Origin of the sequence: Nostoc sp. CMAA1605 (genome assembly GCF_021596505.1) — a bacterium.
Lineage (GTDB): Bacteria > Cyanobacteriota > Cyanobacteriia > Cyanobacteriales > Nostocaceae > Trichormus.
Genome location: NZ_PJIZ01000027.1, coordinates 1 through 21,441, shown reverse-complemented (window position 1 = coordinate 21,441; position 21,441 = coordinate 1). Strand labels below are relative to the sequence as shown.

Here is a 21,441-nt window from a genome sequence, read left to right as displayed (position 1 = left end):
ATGTTAAAACTATATTACATTCAAAAAATCTGTAACAAAGACTACGAAATTTATGCTATGTTAGGAACACCAGATATAAAGAAGAAAATTATCGAGGTTAACCATTATGAGCCAAAATAGACTTCGAGCAGTCAACGCTGCTAAGGAAGTACACAAAAGAAATATTCAAAAAAACATCGAGCATCGATTAGAAGTAGCTAAAGCCCGTGGTGATCAAAGACTAATTCGCCAATTAGAAGTAGAGCTGAAGCACTTTAGCTAACGATAAGATTTCATTGTTCATAGTGTTGTTGTGTGTAACCCCGCCAAAGCGCGGGTTTTTTATTTTTTACCCAATCCCCAATCCCCAATCCCCAATCCCCAATCCTATAAACGGTAGACTTGATGATCTCTAATTTCTACACCATGTGCAGCTAGGCATTTATGCCAACCTTCCCGCGTACCAATCTCAGTTTTTTGTTTCAGTAGTCCCAATTCCTCTTCCTGCTTGGTGAGTTGGGCAAATTGTTCGTAGAGATGATAACTGGGCGTAACAAAGGTTTCTTTACGGTGTAGAACTGGGGGATTTTCTCTGTTACTGTAATCTCGATGGGTGATGTGTAGAGTTTTTAAGTCAATATTAATACTCGCTGCTAGGGCTGGGTGGGGTTCTGTGTCGAATTCTGGATAAAAAAGATAGGATATTTGCGGTTGGTCAATGTGATATTTAATTAAAGTAGCTCCATCGACACGCCCAATGGTACGACTGGCGCAGCCTTCATAAATGCGTAATGATGGGTCAAGGGCAGCTAAAGCAGAAACATGGACGTAAAGCGCGCCGCGTGTGTGTTTGCCAATTTTACTTTTATCGCAGGCAGTTTTGACAATTCCTGGTTTACCGAGACTAAATAATTTTTGATCAGCTACTTCACAAGCTTCCTCATAACTGCCGAAAAAGGCTTTGATGTCGTGGCGCATTTCGGGTGCTAACTGGGAGAATCTAGGACGTTGATCAAAATGGGTCAGGGCGAGGTAGACTTGAATATCTAAAGACCGACGATAGGCGATCGCATCCCATTCAGCTTCATCGGTAGCTTGTAAAATCACACTAAAGGCGCGGCGGAAATTGCCCAACTCTGTCAGTAATTCCTGTTCTGTGGCTAACTCGCCTTTGACTGGTAGTCTTCCCCGTTTAGTGAAAAACTCCATTAAAGGTTGCAGTTGTTCTTGATAATCTTCAAACCGCTTCACAGGAATGCGGATGCGTGGTGTAGAGGTGCGCGAAAAGAAGCGAATAGCTTTAAAACTTTCCTTTTCGGCTTCATCGCGAAAGACAAAGTAGACACCCAAAGCCACAGGAACAGCGTCTACATTTAAAACTTCATCAATATATTTTTTCAGTTCTTCTTGTTCGTAATACTTTTGAAACGTATTCCGACTGGTGACAATACCATCACTGTAAGCTAATTGTGCCTTACTAGGAGCATTAATCAAGACTTGAGCCGCCACAATCAAAACTTTACGGGTGAGTTCCCAAGCTTGGATAAGACTTTGACGACGTTCGGCGATATCTTCAATCACATTGAGAATGTAACCCAAATTCACCACATCGGCCGCATTAATTGGTTCATCGGGGTAGTAGTAAGGGTCCCAACCTGAACTGTGATAACCAAGATTAGCTACACGTTGAACATCCCCACCATAACCACAACCGTAGTCAAAAAAACTGGTGTCTTGGTTAAGAACTGCCCATTCTATAGCCAATCGTACAGGACGAGAGATTTCCGTGCGCGCGATCGCAGCTCGATGACGCTCAATTTCTACCGTTTCAGGCATAATACTAACCAACAGTGATCAAATACTGTTAATTAATATCTTTTCTCTGAGCGATCGCCAATGCAATTAAATCTTCAATTTTCTTGATATTTGTGTCACCCGCCAAGTAACCAATGCCACGATGTAAATGCAGGCGGAATTGAGTAGCCAAAGTCTCTTTATCAGTCTGATAACCGTCATTATGACAGCGTTGCTTTAGAGCCAGCAAAAGAATATCAGCCATATCCCCACCAAAAACCCGCCAAGTCATTTCCACATTACTATCTTGGGGAATTGGAACAGGAGAAGGTGGAGTAACTTCCGCCAGAGAACGACAAAAAGCCCAACGACAAAGAATATTCCACTGTTCAATTTTAGTATTACGCTTCAACTTCAGCAGTTGTTCCTTAGCCGTTTGAGAAAGCCTAATCCTCTCAATGGGAGATTCCATCATCGCACTCAATCTTCCTACTCATCCCCTATATATTCCCACACCTCATCAAAATTCTGCGCGTACCTCCGCGCCTCACTTTGCGCCCCTTCACGTTCAACACTCACCAAAGCCTTTTTATTAGCCTTTAACTGCTTCCACAGACAGTGAATTTGTTTATAAGCCTCCTTGGGAGAAATTTTCCCGCCAGTCTGGAGACTACAAATATAGTTAACGCGTTGAGAAAATTCTTGTAAATGTGCATTGAAAGCTAAATAATCGGCATTAAATTGTCCTTGGTAGGGATGACGGGGATAGAGAAAATCGCATAATTCCGAAAGCACATCAGAGTTATTATTCATAAAACAAACTCAGGAATAAGTTGAATAGTTAATTAACTCGTAAACTTCCTTTCCTAAACTTCCAGGTTCTGCCTTTTTGACAAGCATTACAAGCAGCCGTCTTCGGTTCAAAGTCAAAACAACCAATAGCTTGTTCCGAACAAGCTTTTTTAGGATGTACTGTACATTTTAGGCGATAGTCATTAGTAAAATATTCACACTTATGGCAGGGAATTTGATGTAATCTCCAGATAAAACTTATCCCTTGGTTAAGAGTTCTCCAAATATTCCGAAGCAATAAAATCATGATTGCCCAAGCAACAAAGGTATAAAAAATGTCCCCATGACTATTTGTTACTCCGCAAAGAATTTTAGGAAATTGCCCACAGTCAAATAATTTCAACTGTAGGCAGAGGAAGGAACTTGAGAATAGCTGTGTTGATGGAAAATATCAGAGGTTTAACAGGCAGGGAACAAGTAGGGAGTCCCTACACCCTCGACAAAGTGTGGAGAGGGCGGCTTGTGCTACGTGTGCGCCGATAAATAAGCCAGAGAGGTCAGAAAAACGGGCATTACCAACCCACCAATCATATTTGACTTTGGGATTATCGTATGTCTGCATTGGTTAACTCATCAATGTTTGTTGCTAAGAATGCTCAAGTAATGACTGATAACTCCAACAAAGAAATGTTGCCTACCAAAGATGAAATAATTCAACCTATTGAAGTTATCAGAACAAGTTGGTTTATTACAAATCTACTTTATTGAAAATACTTCCTAATTACAACTATTTTCACAAAACTTAATATTAATAAATGATAATGATTTTAGCAGCAAAAAACTTGCGGCAAGATGTCATTTTGTCGCAATTAAAAGTTTAGATAAAAATGGTAAATAGCAGTTTGTAATTAATATAAAATGCAACTACTGCAATGGTGGATGAACCCCGGCTTTCAATCCAAAATCCCAAACTGGCATAAATTGAAAGAGGGTTTAGGGGAAATTGCTTACTTCGCTATATTTCGCGAAATTAGTTGAGAATTCGGCATAGAATTGAGGTGATATGGCTGCCAGAAGCTTAACATTTGTCCGCCGACTTGTTGCGGATAAAAGTAGTGAAAAAAATGATGACCTTTGGGACATTCCCAGAGATAGTCTTCTGGTTTAAAAACTTTTAACCAGCCTTCTAATGTAGGTAAATTAACAATAGGATCATTCTTGCTACCGCAGATCATCATCGGCATCGAAACCCCACCTAGCGGTAATTCAGTTAACTTGAAGAGAGAATGTGCTAGGGGGGATTGGTCTAAATCTCTATCTAAAACTGCCATTAGCTTTTTAGTAGTATTGTGGGGTTGTTCCCCAAAGAGATGACGAACACTAGTAGCCAAGACTTGCTCACGACTCATCGTAAATACTTGTCGTTGTAGATAATAGTGGACGTGCCAAGTATTTGCGGGTTGAGAACTGACCGCTAAGAGGGTAAGCGATCGCACTTTTTCAGGATAGCGGCGTGCAAACATTAACGCGATCGCACCACCCGCACCATGACCAGCCAGGTGTAAGGGATACGGTAAATGAGTTAAAAATTCAGCCAACAAATCTACAGCTTCATCTATAGAACCCGCTTCATCCTTCCCGTGACGATATTCCCACTGAGCCACATTCATATATTGTGATAAATATTGCAACAATGGCTTATCAAAACGTTGCAACACAGGACTAGAACTCACCCAAAGCACATCAAGATCATCTGACATAAATACCCTATATTTTGCAGCAGTAATTTTCGAGAGAATCACAAACACAGATAGATAACCTGTATTTGTGATGTTTCAGAATCAGGTACAGCCAACTTACAAACCAAATTCTCGTTTTACCTGAGCCACCCAAGTTTTAATGCGATCGTCTGTTAAGTCAGATTGATTATCCTCATCAATTGCTAGACCCACAAACTTACCATTTCTTAAAGCTTTAGAGTCATTAAAATCGTAACCATCGGCTGACCAATAACCCACAGTTTTACCACCGCGTTGGGAAATCTTTTCTTCCAGTATGCCTATTGCATCTTGGAAATTATCGGCGTAGCCAATCTGGTCGCCGGTACCAAAATAAGCAACCGTCTTACCATTGAAATCTATATCATCTAGTTCTGGAAAAAAGCCTTCCCAATCGCTTTGGAGTTCGCCAATATTCCAAGTCGGACAGCCCACAATAATATATTGATATTCCTCAAAGTCCTCAGTGTCAGCTTGAGAAATATCATGCAGTTCCACTAAATCACCACCAAACTGATCTCGAATAATTTCTGATACAGATTCAGTTTTACCAGTTTGAGTTCCGTAGAATAAACCAATTTTTTTCGCCATTTTCACACCTTATATTTAAAAGAACAAACTACTGTTGGTTAACAACAAATAAGCAAACAATGCTCCCCCACAGCCACCGACTAGCCAACCTGCATTAAATTCACTCCAAGATTTAGAGGTTTGCAGATTGTCTGGGAGTTCTCCTTGGGAGACATTTCTCTCGGAAAACCAAGCTCTGCCATACAGCCACATATGGGAGGATAAAATTTCGCCGTTGTGGAAGTAGGGAAAACGGTCAAAACCAATATTCAAGGGCGTGCCGTAAAATTCTACAGGGTACGTGTCTACTACTTGACCTCCCTTACTTAAAACCCATCCTAATGTTGCTAGGTGGGGTAAGAGAACTAAGCCTTGCTCAGACCTCACAGCCGATGTCTGAAAGCGCGCTAATTCAAATAAGGTGGTTGCACCTGCCCACAGTACAATTAGCCCTGCATGGGCAACGTGCGCCCCTAACAGTCGTCCTGAAAGATTAGTTAACCGAGCATTCCCCGACCACCAGGGAATCGATTCCAGGTTCTGCACAGCCATGCTTGTCATTGTGTGATGTCCTGAAAGTTGTTTCAAGTCAGTCTTTTAACTTATTGACTATCCATTGCAATAAGCTTTGGAAATATCCTACCAGATTTATTGCAATAAATTTGCAATTATTTCAAATAAATTTTCCTATAGGAAAATTTATGCTATCGATAGACTCTCTAAATCAGGAGTTTAGGGCGGAAATCGGGAAAGATATTTTTGTATTGTTATTTAAGCTACTGCCAATTACAATGCTATTTTTTAGCAATAAGTTAACTGTTGAGAGGATTGGCGCAACCTCTAGATCAATGTCTTTCCTGCGAGGAGATATGGTATAAGCACAATTAGTAGCTGCAAGGGTTTCAGAGGTTATAGACTCATGAAATTGTCATTACGAGATGATGCGATCGCGTAGGATAGTAATCGCGTAATCCCGTCATTTGTGTGTACACTGTAGTCTGCGAGGAGAGAGACTTGGATTTCTGGGTTGGAATTTCTGGGCGTAAATAAGGTTAGAAATTTGACTCAGTTCTTTAAGAAAGACTGCAAAACAGAAGACTTTAGTGACTATGTAATATTATATAGAAATCATATGTGATTTCTGAAATATACGTAGTGTGTTAGCAACAGCGTAACGCACCTATAGATCAAGACTTTGGTACGTTACGGCTTATGCCTCAAACACCCTACACATACTTGGATTTTTTCAATAATCAAATCGGATTCCTATATATACCAGACAAAGATACACTCAACCAAATCAATAGAAGTGAATTTACCACGATTCATGATACTCATTGAGGAATTGAAAGTTTTCATACAGCCATCAAACAAGTATGTGGAATTTGTCGATTTATGGTTAGCTCTCAAGTCAGTCTTCCTGGGTATCAAATTAGCGATATCCTTTATGAAGGTTACAGAACCGTTGTTTATCGTGGATATCGAGACAATGATTCATTACCAGTAGTAATTAAACTGCTGAAAAGTCCTTATCCCAGGGTGAGTAAACTAGTAAATTTTCGTAATCAATATACCATTACCAAGAATATTCACTTCTCCGGAATCATTCAAACTTATAGTCTTGTGACTTATCAGCATCGTTATTTATTAATCATGGAGGATTTTGGGGGTATTTCTCTGTCAGATTGGAGAAGAAAAAGACAAAACCAAGGCAACTTAAGAAAATTTTTAGAAATTGCGATATCTTTATGTGACACTTTAAATTTTCTCTACCATCAGAAAATTATACATAAAGATATTAAATCCAGTAATATTTTAATTAATCCAGAAACTAAACAAGTTAAATTAATTGATTTCAGTATTGCCTCTTTATTACCACGAGAAACACAAACGTTAGTCAATCCTGAAGTTTTGGAAGGAACATTGGCTTACATTTCTCCTGAACAAACGGGGAGAATGAATCGAGGAATTGATCACCGCACAGATTTGTATTCTTTAGGTGTGACTTTCTATGAACTCTTGACAGGAAAACTACCATTTCATTCCCAAGATGCGATGGAATTGATACATTGTCATATTGCCAAAGCAGCACCATTAGTAAATGCAATTAATCCAGAAATTCCAAATGTAATTGCAGAGATAGTCAACAAATTGATGGCAAAAAATGCCGAAGACCGCTATCAAAGTGCCTTGGGACTCAAGTATGATTTAGAAAAATGCTGGATGCAATTGCAAGAAACAGGTAGAATTGAGGGTTTTTCTATTGCACAGAGGGATGTGTGCGATCGCTTTCTGATTCCTGATAAATTGTATGGGCGAGAAACGGAAGTAAAAACCCTACTCACAGCCTTTGAGCGCGTCAGCCAAGGAGCGACTGAAATCACTCTAATTGCAGGTTTGTCTGGGGTTGGTAAAACTGCGGTAGTCAATGAAGTACATAAGCCGATTCTACGACAAAGGGGTTATTTTATTCAAGGCAAATATGACCAATTGAATCGTAATATTCCCCTGTCAGCATTCGTGCGCGCTTTCCGTGATTTAATGCGGCAATTATTCACAGAAAGTAATGCGATAACTCAGCAATGGAAGCAAAAAATATTAGCAGCCCTGGGAAATAACGGACAGGTAATTATTGAAGTGATCCCAGAATTAGAAAGCATTATTGGCAAGCAACCACCAGCTATAGAATTATCAGGAACAGCCGCCGAAAATCGGTTTAATTTATTATTCCAAAAATTTACCCAAGTTTTTACCAGTGCTGAACATCCCTTAGTCATATTTTTAGATGATTTACAATGGGCAGATTCCGCATCATTAAAATTAATTCAGCTATTAATTACTAACACTGGTTATTTATTATTAATTGGTGCATATCGTGACCACGAAGTCAATACAGGGCATCCATTAATGTTGACTTTGAGTGAGTTACAAAAAAAATCAGCAACAATTAATATGATGACATTAGCCCCACTCAATCAAATCCAAATAAATCAATTAGTTGCTGATACAATTAAATGCTCAGAATTATTGGCATCTCCTCTTTCTAAATTGGTATTTCAAAAAACCCAAGGCAATCCATTTTTCGCTACCCAATTTCTCAAAGCATTACATCAAGATGGATTCATTCAATTTGACTTTGAGTTGGGTTGTTGGCAATGTGACATTACACAAGTAACAACTCAAGCGGTAACAGATGACGTTGTGACTTTTATGAGTTACCAACTACAAAAACTATCGGACTCAACTCAATATTTGCTACAGTTGGCTGCTTGTATTGGCAATACTTTTAATTCAGATACTTTGGCAATTGTTGCCCAATCATCCCCAAATGAGGTATTTACTGATTTATGGCAGGCGTTACAAGCGGGATTGATTTTACCGATTAATGAAGTTTATAAATTTTATCTTGGGGAAGAAAATCTTGTATGTACATTAGACGATTGCCATTCAGTAACATACAAATTTTTACATGACCGAGTGCAACAAGCTGCTTATTCCTTGATTACTGACGATCGCAAACAAGCCACCCATCTACAAATCGGTCAGCTATTACTGCATAATTCTACCGCCAGTCAACGGGAAGAGCGACTTTTTGAGATAGTCAATCATGTGAATATCGCCAGTACCCTGATTGTACAGCCATCAGAACGGGAAAGCTTGGCACAGTTAAATCTAGCGGCTGGACGTAAAGCCAAAACTGCCACCGCCTATGGAATGGCAATCAACCATTTCGCCACAGGCATCAAGCTTTTACTGCCAACTGCTTGGCAAAGCCATTATACCCTGACTCTGGTACTTCATGAAGAGATTACTGAAGCCTGTTATCTTCACACTGATTTTGAGCAAATGGAACGGTGGGCAAACATCGTATTACAAAATAGCAACGCCTTGCTAGACACCATTAAAGTTCAACAAACCCGAATTATGGGAGCTAAAACCCAGGGAAAATTTTTAGAGTCCATACAAATTGGATTACAGGTGTTACGTTCCTTGGGCATTGAATTTCCAGCGCAACCCACCCAGGAAGAGATAGAACAGGCCTTTCACATGACGCGATCGCTGTGGGCAGATCAACACCCTTTCAGCTTACTAAATTTGCCCCCGATGAGCGACCCCCAATTGTTGGCAGCAATGGAAATACTGACAGTTTTAGTGTCTGCCGCCTATATTTCAGGTTCTAGCCTCATGCCATTGCTGATTGTCAAACAAATTGAATTATCCATTCAATCAGGCAATAGTCCCGTTTCTGTATTTGCTTACGGTGACTATGGGGTAATTTTATGTGGTCTGATGGGTGACATCGAAAATGGCTATGAATTTGGGGAATTGGCATTCAAGTTGCGAGAACAACTGCAACTAATCTCTTTTAAACCCCGCAATTGGTATGCAGTTCACGCTTTTATCAAACATTGGAAAACCCCAATAGCGGAAATTCTGCTGGGTTTGCAAGCAACCTACCGTAGTGCGCTAGAAACTGGTGATATAGAGGTTGCTTGCGTGAGTGCGGTGACATCCTTTCACTATGCTTTTCATCGAGGACAGGAATTAACCGAACTGAATCAGCTCCTCCATACCTATTACCCAACTATTAAAAACTACAAACACGCTACTTGTCTCCATGAACATAACATTTACCAACAAATCGTCTTAAATTTATTGAGAGAGGGAGAAGGAGTCCCTGAGCAGTTAACGGGAGCAGTATTTAACCCAGAAATACACATCCCACAAATGCGAGTAACCAATCAACGCACAGCATTGTGGATTTGGTCTTTCAACCAATGCTTTCTCTATTATTTGTTTGGCAAATATGCAGCAGCCAGCCAAATGTCTGCTCAAGCTGCTCAACATTTAGATGGGGCGATCGCTACTTTTTCAATTCCTGTCTACTCGTTCTTGGATGCCTTAATTCAGTTAACCCAGTATGCCACTGCATCTTTCCCAGAACAACAAAATATTCTGTTAAAAGTTCAACAATATCAACAGCAATTGCATTATTGGGCAACATTAGCTCCCAGCAACCATCAGCATCGTTGGCAACTGGTGGAAGCAGAACGGTGTCGGGTGTTAGGCAATAAAACCGATGCCATAGACGCTTATGATCGCGCCATTTCCTTAGCCCAAGCAAACCACTTTCTTCAGGATGAAGCCATAGCTAATGAATTGGCTGCTAAGTTTTACCTTGACTGGGGCAGAGAAAAAGTTGCCGCAGGATATATGCAAGAAGCTTACTACAGCTATACTCAGTGGGGTGCAAAAGCCAAAACAGATGATTTGGCAAAACACTATCCCAACTTACTAACGCCAATTTTTTACTTGACAAAATCTGGGATTGGTGAATCACTATCAACTAAATCATCCATATCTGCTAACAAAGTTTCTGCCACGCTGGACTTAAATACAGTCCTCAAAGCCTATCAAACCCTTTCCAGCGAAATCCAACTTGATCGACTACTACAGAAGCTCATCCAACTGGTGATTACTAATGCTGGTGCTGACAAAGCTGCCCTGTTCCTCAACTATGAAGGCACTTTGCAATTGGGGATTAAGTATTTTGATCATGCTTTTCAATCTTGGGAACGCAAACCTGTAGATCAATGCCAAAAGATTCCCCACACACTCATTCATTATGTTGAACGCACCCTAGAAACAGTGATTAACAACTGTAAAAACCATGTCAGCACCATGAATGATCCCTATTGTCTCCAGTACCAACCCAAAAGTTTGTTGTGTACACCGATTCTCCATCAAGGGCAGTTGCTAGCCATTCTATATCTAGAAAATGCCATCACTTCTGGAGTTTTTACCAGTGAGCGAGTAGAGTTACTGAAATTGCTCTGTTCCCAAGCCGCCATTTCCCTGGTAAATGCCAGGTTGTATGAGCAGTCCCAATCTTATGCCCAACAGTTAGAGCGATCGCTGCAAGAATTACGTGAGAGTGAGTCCCGCTTCCAAACTCTCGCGCAGAACATCCCAGGAATTATTTTGAGGGTTGCTATTAACCTCAAGGATAGATCGGTATTCATGCCCTATGTAAGTTCTGGCTGCTATGATCTTTATGGTGTCAGTGCTGAAGCTGTCATGGCAGGACAATACTCATTAAGAGACTTTGAACATCCTGATGATCAGCCCAGAATTCAACAAGCTATCGAGCAATCGATTGAGAATCTCAGCCTTATTCGAGAAGAATTCCGTATTATCTCTTACACAGGTGAGATAAAATGGATTCAAGCAGCAGCCCAGCCTCAAATTTACCCAGACGATTTAATGATCTGGGACTCTGTTGTCATCGATATTACCGAACAACGAGCTGCACTTCATGAACGCAAACAAGCAGAAATCGCCTTAGCAGAAAGTGAGACCAAATTCCGGGGCTTGGTAGAAGGAGTCACCGACGTAATCTGGTCAGCAGAAACAGACGGTACATTAAGTTATCTTTCCCCGCAATTTCAGACCATGTTTGGATTAAACCCTGCTGATTACGTCGGGAAAGTATTCTTAGATTTGATTCATCCCGATGACTTAGAAGGGATGTTGGGATCAATGAGACGCATAGTTGAGCAAGGTGAAAAAATTCTCAATCAAGAATTTCGTCATCTGTGTCAAGACGGTAGGTATTTGTGGGTGACAGTCAACGCCGCCCCAATTTATGATGCTGAAGGTCATATAATTCGACACCAGGGTATTATTCGAGATATCAGCGATCGCAAAAAACACGAAGAACAACTCGAAAAAACCAATGCAGAACTCATCCGTGCTACCCGCCTCAAAGACGAATTTTTAGCTACTATGAGTCACGAATTACGTACCCCCCTCAACGCAATTTTAGGTATGACCGAGGGATTGCAGGATGAAATATTTGGAGAAGTTAACGAAAAACAACTCAAAGCCTTAAACACTATTGAGCATAGTGGTAATCATTTACTCGAACTAATTAACGAAGTTCTCGATCTCTCGAAAATCGCATCAGGGCAAATTCAACTGAACCGTGCAAATACCGCAATTATACCTTTATGCCAACAAAGTCTCGAATTTATCAAACCCCAAGCTGCAAAAAAATCGATTCAGATAGAAAGTAAATTACCGATTGATTTACCCAAATTTTACATAGACGAACGACGCATTTGCCAGGTGCTAATTAATTTACTGAATAATGCCGTCAAATTCACCCCAGAGAGTGGTTCGATTACCCTAGAAGTTATTTTCCCCAGCGCAACCAAGGGGCAAAATTATCTCCAAATCGCCATCACTGACACAGGGATTGGCATCGCTCCCGAACATTTCCAGAAAGTATTTGAACCATTCATTCAAATTGATAGCAAACTCAACCGCAACTATGAGGGTACAGGATTAGGACTAGCTCTCGTCAAACGCATCGTTGAACTGCACGGAGGCGAAGTGACGTTAACCAGTGAACTGGGGGTAGGTAGTTGTTTTGCAATTTACCTACCTATGTATGTATCAGGGGTGTAGGGGGATGTGGGGGTGTAGGGGTTTAGGGGAAAGAAGGGGCGGAGCATCGTCGCCTTCGTAAATTTTCTTAATTACAAATACCTGAATACCTGCCATTTTTTCAACTAGGCGATAACCTAGCAGAAGGGAGGCATGGGGGTAGGGAGAGAAAAACTAATGAGTAATGAGTAATGAGTAATGAGTAATGAGTAATGACTATTGACTATTGACTATTGACTATTGACTAAATAACTAACAACTTGATTATGATAAATTCACTAAATTGCCAAAATTATATTAATGGTCAGTGGTTGAGTGCTACCGAGGAAAATATCCTAGCTAGTCATAACCCTGCTAATAAAACGGAGATTGTTGCAACTTTCCCTCGTTCTCAAGTGGAGGACGTAGATTTAGCCGTAGCCGCAGCTAGAGAAGCTTATCAAAGTTGGCGAACAGTCCCCGCCCCAGCTAGAGCTGAATACATCTTTCGTGTGGGAGAATTATTGGCTGAACATAAGGAAGAACTAGCAAAGTTGATTAGTCGAGAGATGGGTAAACCATTAACTGAAGCTAGGGGTGATATTCAAGAAGGAATTGACTGTGCTTTTTATAGTGCTGGGGAAGGAAGGCGACTGTTTGGACAAACGACACCTTCGGAAATGCCCAATAAGTTCGCCATGACTGTGCGGATGCCTATTGGGGTTTGTGCTTTAATTACTCCTTGGAATTTCCCTGTTGCTATTCCCTGTTGGAAAGCAATGCCGGCTTTAGTGTGTGGTAATACAGTCATTCTCAAACCTGCGGAAGATACCCCTGCTTGTGCAACTAAATTAGTAGAAATTTTCGCCGCCGCAGGTTTACCACCAGGAGTGATTAACTTGGTGCATGGGGTTGGGGAAGAAGTCGGAAAAGCTTTAGTTGAACATCCAGATATTGATTTAGTTTCCTTTACTGGTTCTTCGGAAACAGGTGCTTATGTGGGTGCAACTTGTGGGCGGACTCACAAACGCGTTTGTTTAGAAATGGGTGGTAAAAATGCCCAAGTTGTGATGGAAGATGCGGATTTAGAATTGGCTTTAGATGGTGCAGTCTGGGGTGCATTCGGCACAACTGGACAACGTTGTACAGCTACTAGTCGTTTAATTTTACACCGAGATATCAAGGAAAAATTTACGAGTATGCTGTGTGAACGCGCCGAAAAGTTACGTTTGGGTGCTGGTGATCATCCCGATACGGATATCGGCCCCATAATTAATCACAGACAATTGCAACGGGTCAGTGATTATATGACAATTGCCCGTGAGGAAGGTGCAGAAATATTAATTGGTGGGGAAATTGCCACAGAGGGTGAGTTAAAAGAGGGTTACTTTTTCCAGCCGACGGTTTTAGATCATGTCACACCTCAAATGCGGGTGGCGCGAGAAGAGATATTTGGCCCTGTGGTGGCATTAATTGAGGTGAGTACCTTTGAGGAAGCGATCGCCATTCTCAATAATACTAAATATGGTCTTTCTTCTTCAGTCTATACTCGCGACATCAATCGCGCTTTTACTGCTATGCGCGACATTGAGGCAGGTATTACCTACATTAACGGCCCTACCATTGGTGCAGAAGTACATCTACCTTTTGGTGGTGTCAAGCAAACAGGTAACGGCCACAGAGAAGCAGGAACGACTGCCTTAGATGTTTTCACGGAATGGAAAAGTGTTTATGTTGACTTCTCTGGCAGTTTGCAACGCGCTCAAATAGATAATCGTTAGTTGCTCTTGAGGTAGCTAAATTCAGTTTTTTTCCGGCCATATCTGGGAATACTAGATCCAGAGATTTTGAGCATGAAAAGATATGGTTAGCACTTTGATAGGTATTCCTGGATATCAAATCACTGAAGAAATTTACAACGGTACGAGAACATTAGTATATCGAGGATACCGAGAAATTGACTCATTACCTGTAGTCATCAAAGTGCTGAAAAATCCTTATCCCAGTTTCAGTGAACTCTTATCCTTTCGCAACCAATACACAATTACGAAAAATCTCCATTCACCTCTAATTATCCAAACTTATGGCTTGGAACTGTACCAAAATGGTTATGTACTGATATTGGAAGACTTTGGAGGAATTTCTCTAGAACAGTGGCAAATTAGAGAAACCCAAATATCTCTCCCAGAATTTTTAGAAATAGCGATCGCACTCTGTGACACCTTAGATATACTCTACAAAGAACAAATTATTCATAAAGATATCAAACTCAGCAATATATTAATTAATCCCGAAACGAAACAAGTTAAATTAATTGACTTTAGTATTGCATCTTTATTACCACGAGAAACCCAAAGCCTCATTAAAACTAATGTCTTAGAAGGGACGCTAGCTTACATTTCTCCAGAACAGACAGGAAGAATGAACCGAGTAGTTGACTACCGCACAGACTTCTACTCACTTGGTGTAACTTTTTATAAATTACTGACAGGGGAGTTACCTTTTCCAGCTAATGACCCAATGGAAATAGTACATTGTCATATTGCCAAAATAGCACCATTAGTGCATGAAATTAACCCACAAGTTCCCCCAATATTATCAGCCATTGTCAGCAAGTTAATGGCGAAAAATGCCGAAGATAGATATCAAAGTGCATTGGGATTGAAATATGATTTAGAAAATTGCTTATCGCAACTGCAAGCAACGGGTAAACTTGAGGATTTTCAAATTGCTAGTCGGGATGTGTGCGATCGCTTCATCATTCCTGAGAAACTTTATGGTAGAGAAGCCGAAGTATCAACACTCTTACAAGCCTTTGAACGCGTCAGTCAGGGTTCAACAGAAATGATGCTGGTGGCTGGTTTCTCTGGAATTGGGAAAACAGCCGTTGTCAATGAAGTACATAAACCAATTGTTAGACAACGCGGTTACTTTATTAAGGGCAAATATGACCAATTTAACCGCAATATTCCTTTAAGTGCATTTGTGCAAGCCTTCCGCGATTTAATGGCGCAATTATTAACGGAAAGTAATGTACAAATTCAGCAATGGAAACACAAAATATTAGAGGCTGTTGGTGATAATGGTCAAGTAATCATTGAAGTCATACCCGAATTAGCCACAATTATTGGACAACAACCCCCAGCCGTAGAACTATCAGGAACAGCCTCTGAAAACCGCTTTAACTTATTATTCCAAAATTTTACCCAAGTTTTTACCAGTGCAGAACATCCCTTAGTGATGTTTTTAGATGATTTGCAATGGGCAGATTCAGCATCGCTGAAGTTAATGCAGTTATTAATCACAGATACCAGTCATCTTTTATTAATTGGTGCCTACCGCTATAATGAAGTGCTACCAGGGCATCCCTTGATTTTGACTTTGAGTGATATTCAAAAAAAACAAGCCCAGATTAATACAATTACTTTAGCACCACTAACTCCAACCAAAGTCAATCAGTTAGTCGCTGATACCATCAAATGTCCAGAGGAATTAGCCTGGAACATTTCTGAATTAATCTATCAAAAAACTCAAGGTAATCCATTTTTTGCTACACAATTTATTAAGGCACTGCATCAAGATGGATTAATTCAATTTAACTTTGAGTTAGGCTGTTGGCAATGTGATATTACCCAAATAAAAACGCAAGCTGTAACAGATGATGTTGTAGATTTTATGAGTTTGCAACTGCAAAAACTACCTGTATCAACTCAATATGTATTGCAGTTAGCAGCTTGTATTGGCAACTCCTTTGATTTAAATACTTTAGCCATTGTTACACAACAATCTCAACTAGAAACAGCTATTGCTTTGTGGAAAGCACTACAAGAAGGATTGATTTTACCAATTAGTGATGTTTATAAGTTTTATCTCGGAAAAGCAACTCAGTCACAGACATTAGAAAATCATAATAATGTTACCTACAAATTCTTACATGACCGAGTGCAACAAGCAGCTTATTCGCTGATTGCCAAAGAGCAAAAACAAAGCACTCACCTACAAATAGGTCGGCTATTATTACAAAATTCTCACCCCAGTGAAAGGGAAGAGCGATTATTTGATATAGTTAACCATTTAAATTTCGGTATTGCTCTCATCACCACACCCCAAGAGCGAGAACATTTAGCTCAATTAAATCTCGTGGCGGGACGCAAAGCGAAACTTGCCACTGCTTATGGTGCAGCCATTGACTATTTAGGCACTGGTATCAAACTGTTACCTGCAACTGCATGGGAGAATCATTACCCCCTGACTTTGGCACTCTATGAAGAAATAGCAGAAGCTAGCTATCTCAACACCGATTTTGAGCCGATGGAACAGTGGGCGAGTGTGTTATTGCAGCAAGCCAAAACCTTACTTGATACAATCAAAACTCAAAAAACTCGAATTTTAGGAGCGAACGCTCAAGGAGAACTTCTCAATTCAGTTCAGATTGGGTTAGAAGTATTACATTCCTTGGAGATTACATTTCCTGAACAACCTACTCAAGAAGATATTAGCCAAGCCCTGAACGTGACGCAACTGCTCTGGGCAGATAAAGACCCCAGCAGTTTCATATATCTACCAACTATGACAGATCCCCAGTTGGTAGCAACAATGGAAATTTTGACCAACATTATACCTGCTGCCTATACGGCGGCTACTAATCTCATGCCATTACTAATTTGTAAGGAGGTAGAATTATCCATCAAACTTGGCAACTGTCCTGTTTCTGTATTTGCTTACAGTGACTACGGGTTAATGTTATGTGGCATTATTGGTGATCTCGAAAACGGTTATCAGTTCGGAGAATTGGCATTAAGCCTGGCGGAAAAATTCCAATTGACATCTTTAAAAACCCGCACTCTACATTTAGTTTATGTTGCTATAAAACATTGGAAAATTCCTCTTTTTCAAGTGCTTACTGGATTAGAAGAAAGCTACAAAACTGGGCTAGAAACTGGAGAAATTGAGATGGCTTGCCGGAGTGCTATGTCATACTCTTATTATGCTTACTATACGGGGCGGGAACTAACAGAAGTTGCACAGACACTGGATGTTTATCACCAAATTATTCATCGATACAAACAAGAAGCCATCCTAGATTGTCAAGCAACTTATCAACAAACTGTACTAAATTTGTTGGGGCAAACAGAAGTGCCATATCACCTAAGTGGAAATATTTTTAACCAGGAATTGTCTCTTCCTCAACTACAAGCTGCTAATCAAAGCTCGCCATTGTGTATGTTTTATGGCAACCAGGCTTTTCTCTATTATCTCTTTGGAAAAGATAGCGAAGCCTTTCAAGCATCTACTCAAACTGGACAATATCTAGACGGTTGCATGGGGCAATTTATGGTTCCCCTCTACTCTTTTTATGATGCGCTGATTCAATTAACTCAGTATGCAACAGCATCTACACAAGAAGGTCAGGCAATCTTATTAAGAGTACAACAGCATAAAGATAAATTACAGCATTGGGCAATTTTGGCACCATGTAATCATCAGCATCGCTGGGAATTAGTCACCGCAGAGAACTATCGTGTATTGGGTAACAAAATCGAGGCGATTGAATGTTACGATCGCGCTATTGCCCTAGCTAAAGAAAATAAATTTATTCAGGATGAAGCTTTAGCTAATGAACTGGCTGCCAAATTTTATCTCGATTGGGGTAGAGAAAAAATTGCCATTCTCTATATGCAGGAAGCTTATTATTGTTATGCTCGTTGGGGTGCAAAAGCAAAAATTGCCGATTTAGAACAACGCTATCCCCAGTTACTCAAAGCGATTATTGCACAAAAAGAGATTAACCTAAATCCTTGGGAAACCATTGCTTCTCTTCCCCTTCCCTTAAAATCTGTATCAGTTCAAAGTGACAATACCAGCACTAGTATTTCCAGCGTACTGGATTTTATTAGTGTACTTAAAGCAGCTCAAACTATCTCTAGTAATATCGAATTAGATGATCTAATTACCAATCTTACCCAAATTATCCTGCAAAACTCTGGGGCGGATAAATCTGCTTTAATTCTCAATCAGGATAATGTTTTACAAATTCGCGCCATTACATCAATTAATGCGGAAATAAATTCTCCACAGACCACCATCTCCACACAATTACTTGACGATTGTCAAGATATTCCCAGAAGAATTATCAATTACGTTAAAAATACTCAACAAACAATTTTGATAGATAATTGCCAAACAAATATCCCTGGGTTGATTGCAGAATATATGTTGAGATATCAACCCCAGAGTGTCTTGTGTACACCCATTATCAATCAAGGCAATTTTGTAGGCGTATTATATCTTGAAAGTCGCGCCACAGTGGGAGTGTTTACTACAGAACGTCTTCAGGTTATTCAGATACTTTCGGCTCAAGCAGCCATAGCTTTAGATAATGCTCGCCTTTACCGACAAATGCAACAGGCGATGGAAAAGGCATTACTCAATCAAATTTCTATTGATCAGACCAATGTTTCTGTCTGGTGGATTGAGCCAGATGGTCGGATTTTCTATGCTAATGATGCGGCGTGTCAAGGTTTAGGATATAGTCGAGAAGAGATAATTGGTAAATACGTTTCTGACATTAGTCCTGTTTTTCCTCAAGAATTATGGGCAGAACATTGGCAAGCTATTTGTGAACAAGGCTCATTCACTGCCGAAAGCTATCATAAACATAAATCTGGCAAGATTTATCCTGTCGAAGTCAATGTTAATTATGTAAAATTTCAAGACAAAGAATACAACTTTGTATTTACTAAGGATATTAGCGATCGCAAGCAAGCAGAAGCCGAAATTCAACAAAAATCCCAGGAATTAACCGAAGCATTACACGATTTGCAACAAGCAAATTTACAAATTGTCCAAAGTGAAAAAATGTCTGCTTTAGGTAATTTAGTTGCTGGGGTTGCTCATGAAATGAATAATCCTCTGGGTTTTATCTCTGCAACCTTAAAACAAACTAAACCAGTAGTTGCAGATATTTTTACACACCTGAAACTATATCAAGAAACTCTACCGAATCCAGGTGCAGAAATTACCGAACACGCCGAAGATATTGATTTAGATTACACATTGGAAGATTTACCCAAGATGCTGGATACAATGGTCATGGCTTGCGATAGATTAAAAAATATCAGCACTAGTCTGCGGACTTTTTCACGGGCAGATAAAGATTACAAAGTCCTATTCAATATTCATGAAGGTATCGACAGTACAATTTTAATTCTCAAACATCGCCTCAAAGCTAATGACGAACGTCCAGCGATAGAAGTCATCACTGAATACGGAGATTTACCCCAAATAGAATGTTTTCCTGGGCAATTAAATCAGGTGTTTATGAATATTCTCGCCAATGCTATTGATGCTTTAGACGAATCAAATAATGGTAAGAGTTTTGCAGAAATTCAAGCTCATCCTAACCGCATTCAAATTACAACCTTGATAGCAGATAAATACGTCCAAATCTCAATTGCTGATAACGGTAAAGGGATGAGTGAGGAAGTTAAACAAAAAATATTTGACCATTTATTTACTACTAAAGGAGTCGGTAAAGGGACGGGATTAGGTTTGGCGATCGCTAAACAGATAGTCGAAGAAACTCACGCAGGAAAGCTAATTTGTAACTCTACATTAGGCGGAGGTACAGAATTTATGATAGAAATTCCAGTATGTATTTGACTATTAACTATCATCTATACAACCAAACCCTGAGCAAAGATAACAATTGTTCTGTATCTACGGGTTTAGTGATGTAATCTGAAGCACCGGCTTCAATGCACTTTTCACGATCGCCTGGCATGGCTTTGGCGGTGAGAGCAATAATAGGGAGGGTGCGAAATTGTGCTTGCTGGCGGATACAACGGGTGGTTTCATAACCATCCATTTGTGGCATCATGACATCCATTAAGACCGCATCTATTTTGGGATTTTCTCGTAAAGTCGCAATTCCATCTTGACCATTTTCTGCAAATAACACTTCCATTTGATAGCTTTCTAACAGGCTAGTCAAGGCGAAAATATTCCGTAAGTCATCATCAATAATCAAAATTTTGCGGTTAGCTAAGACGGGATCTGTTTGTTGTAGCTGTTCTAAGATTTGGCGTTTAGCTGGGGGTAGATTGGCTTGGACACGATGTAAAAATAAGGCTGTTTCATCTAGCAACCTTTCTGGCGATCGCACATTTTTAATAATAATGGTTTCTGCTAGTCTTCTAAGTTGGCTTTCTTCGTGACGGGAGAGTTCTTTACCGGTGTAAACGATGATTGGTAGTTTCAGGAGGTTGGGTTCTTGTTTGATGTATTCAATCAGTTCTAAGCCTGTCATGTCAGGCAAACCCAAGTCTAAAACTATACAATCAAATTGCTGTGTTTTTAAAATTTCTAAGGCGGCTGTTCCTGTACCTACGGCTGTACTTTGTACGTCACTATTACCAATGAGTTCAATAATACTTTGAGCTTGCACAGGGTCATCTTCTATGATTAACAGATGTTTGACTTTCCTGGCAATAAAGCTTTTCATTTCGGTAAATACTTGATCTAGTGCTTCCGCAGATACAGGTTTTTGTAAGTAAGTAATTGCGCCTAGCTGTAAACCCCGCTTTTGTCTGTCGTCTACAGACATGATGTGAACAGGGATATGTCTGGTTTGGGGGTCGTGTTTTAATCTATCTAGTAATGTCCACCCGTCTACATCTGGGAGATTAATATCTAAAGTAATCGCTTCTGGCTGGTATTGTTGGGCTAAGGCTAAAGCTTGTTTACTGTGTGCTGCTATTATGACTTTAAAGCCTTGTTGCTGCGCCATGTCTAGTAAAATGCGCGCAAATTTTTCATCATCCTCCACAATTAACAATACATGATCGCCTGGTTGAATGTTTTGGCGATCGTCGGGAATTTGACTAGGGATGGGTTCAACTATTTTGGCTACAGGGGTTTCTCGTACAATCGGGGTAGGAGGTAAGCTTGGAGGGGGTGTTTCTTCTTGGTGGGGATAGGTTTGGGGTAAATAAAGTGTGAAGGTACTTCCCTGGCCTGGTTGACTGACAAGTTCTAATCTACCGCCTAACATATGCGCTAGTTCACGGCTAATAGATAAACCTAAACCTGTTCCTCCATA

At 40.1% G+C, this 21,441-nt stretch carries 12 protein-coding genes and 3 pseudogenes; 5 read left to right on the top strand and 10 right to left on the bottom strand.

Annotated elements, in window-relative coordinates; all coding sequences use genetic code 11:
- Window positions 1-106 precede the first annotated feature (106 nt).
- Window positions 107-262, top strand: a complete 156-nt coding sequence (pirA, locus tag CV014_RS11935; RefSeq protein WP_192881547.1) for an arginine synthesis PII-interacting regulator PirA — start codon at window positions 107-109, stop codon at window positions 260-262.
- 104 nt (window positions 263-366) lie between these two features.
- Here pirA and CV014_RS11930 read toward each other — a convergent pair whose 3' ends face one another.
- The 9 genes and pseudogenes from CV014_RS11930 to CV014_RS30375 form a co-directional block, all read right to left on the bottom strand.
- Window positions 367-1,815, bottom strand: coding sequence for a DNA phosphorothioation-associated putative methyltransferase (locus CV014_RS11930; protein ID WP_236142224.1), 1,449 nt, complete (start codon window positions 1,813-1,815; stop codon window positions 367-369).
- Window positions 1,816-1,843: 28 nt separating this feature from the next.
- Window positions 1,844-2,245, bottom strand: a complete 402-nt coding sequence (gene dndE / locus CV014_RS11925) for a DNA sulfur modification protein DndE (protein WP_236142258.1) — start codon at window positions 2,243-2,245, stop codon at window positions 1,844-1,846.
- Window positions 2,246-2,262: 17 nt separating this feature from the next.
- Complete coding sequence (locus tag CV014_RS11920; protein ID WP_236142223.1) at window positions 2,263-2,586, bottom strand: DUF7219 family protein; 324 nt, start codon at window positions 2,584-2,586, stop codon at window positions 2,263-2,265.
- Window positions 2,587-2,614: 28 nt separating this feature from the next.
- Complete coding sequence (locus tag CV014_RS11915) at window positions 2,615-2,872, bottom strand: hypothetical protein (RefSeq protein WP_236142222.1); 258 nt, start codon at window positions 2,870-2,872, stop codon at window positions 2,615-2,617.
- Between the two features lie 186 nt (window positions 2,873-3,058).
- Window positions 3,059-3,187: pseudogene (locus tag CV014_RS11910) on the bottom strand (chlorophyll a/b binding light-harvesting protein); the annotation flags it as partial.
- A 385-nt stretch (window positions 3,188-3,572) separates the two neighbouring features.
- Window positions 3,573-4,325: an alpha/beta fold hydrolase gene (locus CV014_RS11905; RefSeq protein WP_236142221.1), complete on the bottom strand. Its 753-nt coding sequence runs from the start codon at window positions 4,323-4,325 to the stop codon at window positions 3,573-3,575.
- A 96-nt stretch (window positions 4,326-4,421) separates the two neighbouring features.
- On the bottom strand, window positions 4,422-4,934 hold the full coding sequence (gene fldA / locus CV014_RS11900; RefSeq protein WP_236142220.1) for a flavodoxin FldA: 513 nt from the start codon (window positions 4,932-4,934) through the stop codon (window positions 4,422-4,424).
- Between the two features lie 15 nt (window positions 4,935-4,949).
- Window positions 4,950-5,186 (bottom strand): photosystem I reaction center subunit XI, encoded by a 237-nt coding sequence (locus tag CV014_RS30380; RefSeq protein ID WP_329608379.1) that lies wholly within the window; start codon window positions 5,184-5,186, stop codon window positions 4,950-4,952.
- A pseudogene (locus tag CV014_RS30375) lies at window positions 5,184-5,474 on the bottom strand (chlorophyll a/b binding light-harvesting protein); the annotation flags it as partial. The gene CV014_RS30380 and the pseudogene CV014_RS30375, both read right to left, overlap by 3 nt.
- A 705-nt stretch (window positions 5,475-6,179) precedes the next feature.
- Here CV014_RS30375 and CV014_RS30605 point away from each other — a divergent pair.
- The 4 genes and pseudogenes from CV014_RS30605 to CV014_RS11875 all read left to right on the top strand — a co-directional run.
- Window positions 6,180-6,314, top strand: a pseudogene (locus tag CV014_RS30605) (IS701 family transposase); the annotation flags it as partial.
- Window positions 6,309-12,383, top strand: a complete 6,075-nt coding sequence (locus CV014_RS11885) for an AAA family ATPase (protein ID WP_236142256.1) — start codon at window positions 6,309-6,311, stop codon at window positions 12,381-12,383. The pseudogene CV014_RS30605 and the gene CV014_RS11885, both read left to right, overlap by 6 nt.
- A 245-nt stretch (window positions 12,384-12,628) precedes the next feature.
- On the top strand, window positions 12,629-14,122 hold the full coding sequence (locus tag CV014_RS11880) for an aldehyde dehydrogenase family protein (protein WP_236142219.1): 1,494 nt from the start codon (window positions 12,629-12,631) through the stop codon (window positions 14,120-14,122).
- Between the two features lie 82 nt (window positions 14,123-14,204).
- Window positions 14,205-20,003 carry an ATP-binding sensor histidine kinase gene (locus CV014_RS11875; RefSeq protein WP_236142218.1) on the top strand — a complete coding sequence of 1,933 codons (5,799 nt, stop codon included), beginning with the start codon at window positions 14,205-14,207 and terminating at the stop codon, window positions 20,001-20,003.
- Between the two features lie 10 nt (window positions 20,004-20,013).
- On the opposite strand, the gene CV014_RS11870 is transcribed toward CV014_RS11875, so the two are convergent.
- Window positions 20,014-21,441 (bottom strand): response regulator (locus tag CV014_RS11870; protein WP_236142217.1); only part of this gene is annotated, 1,428 nt, incomplete at its 5' end.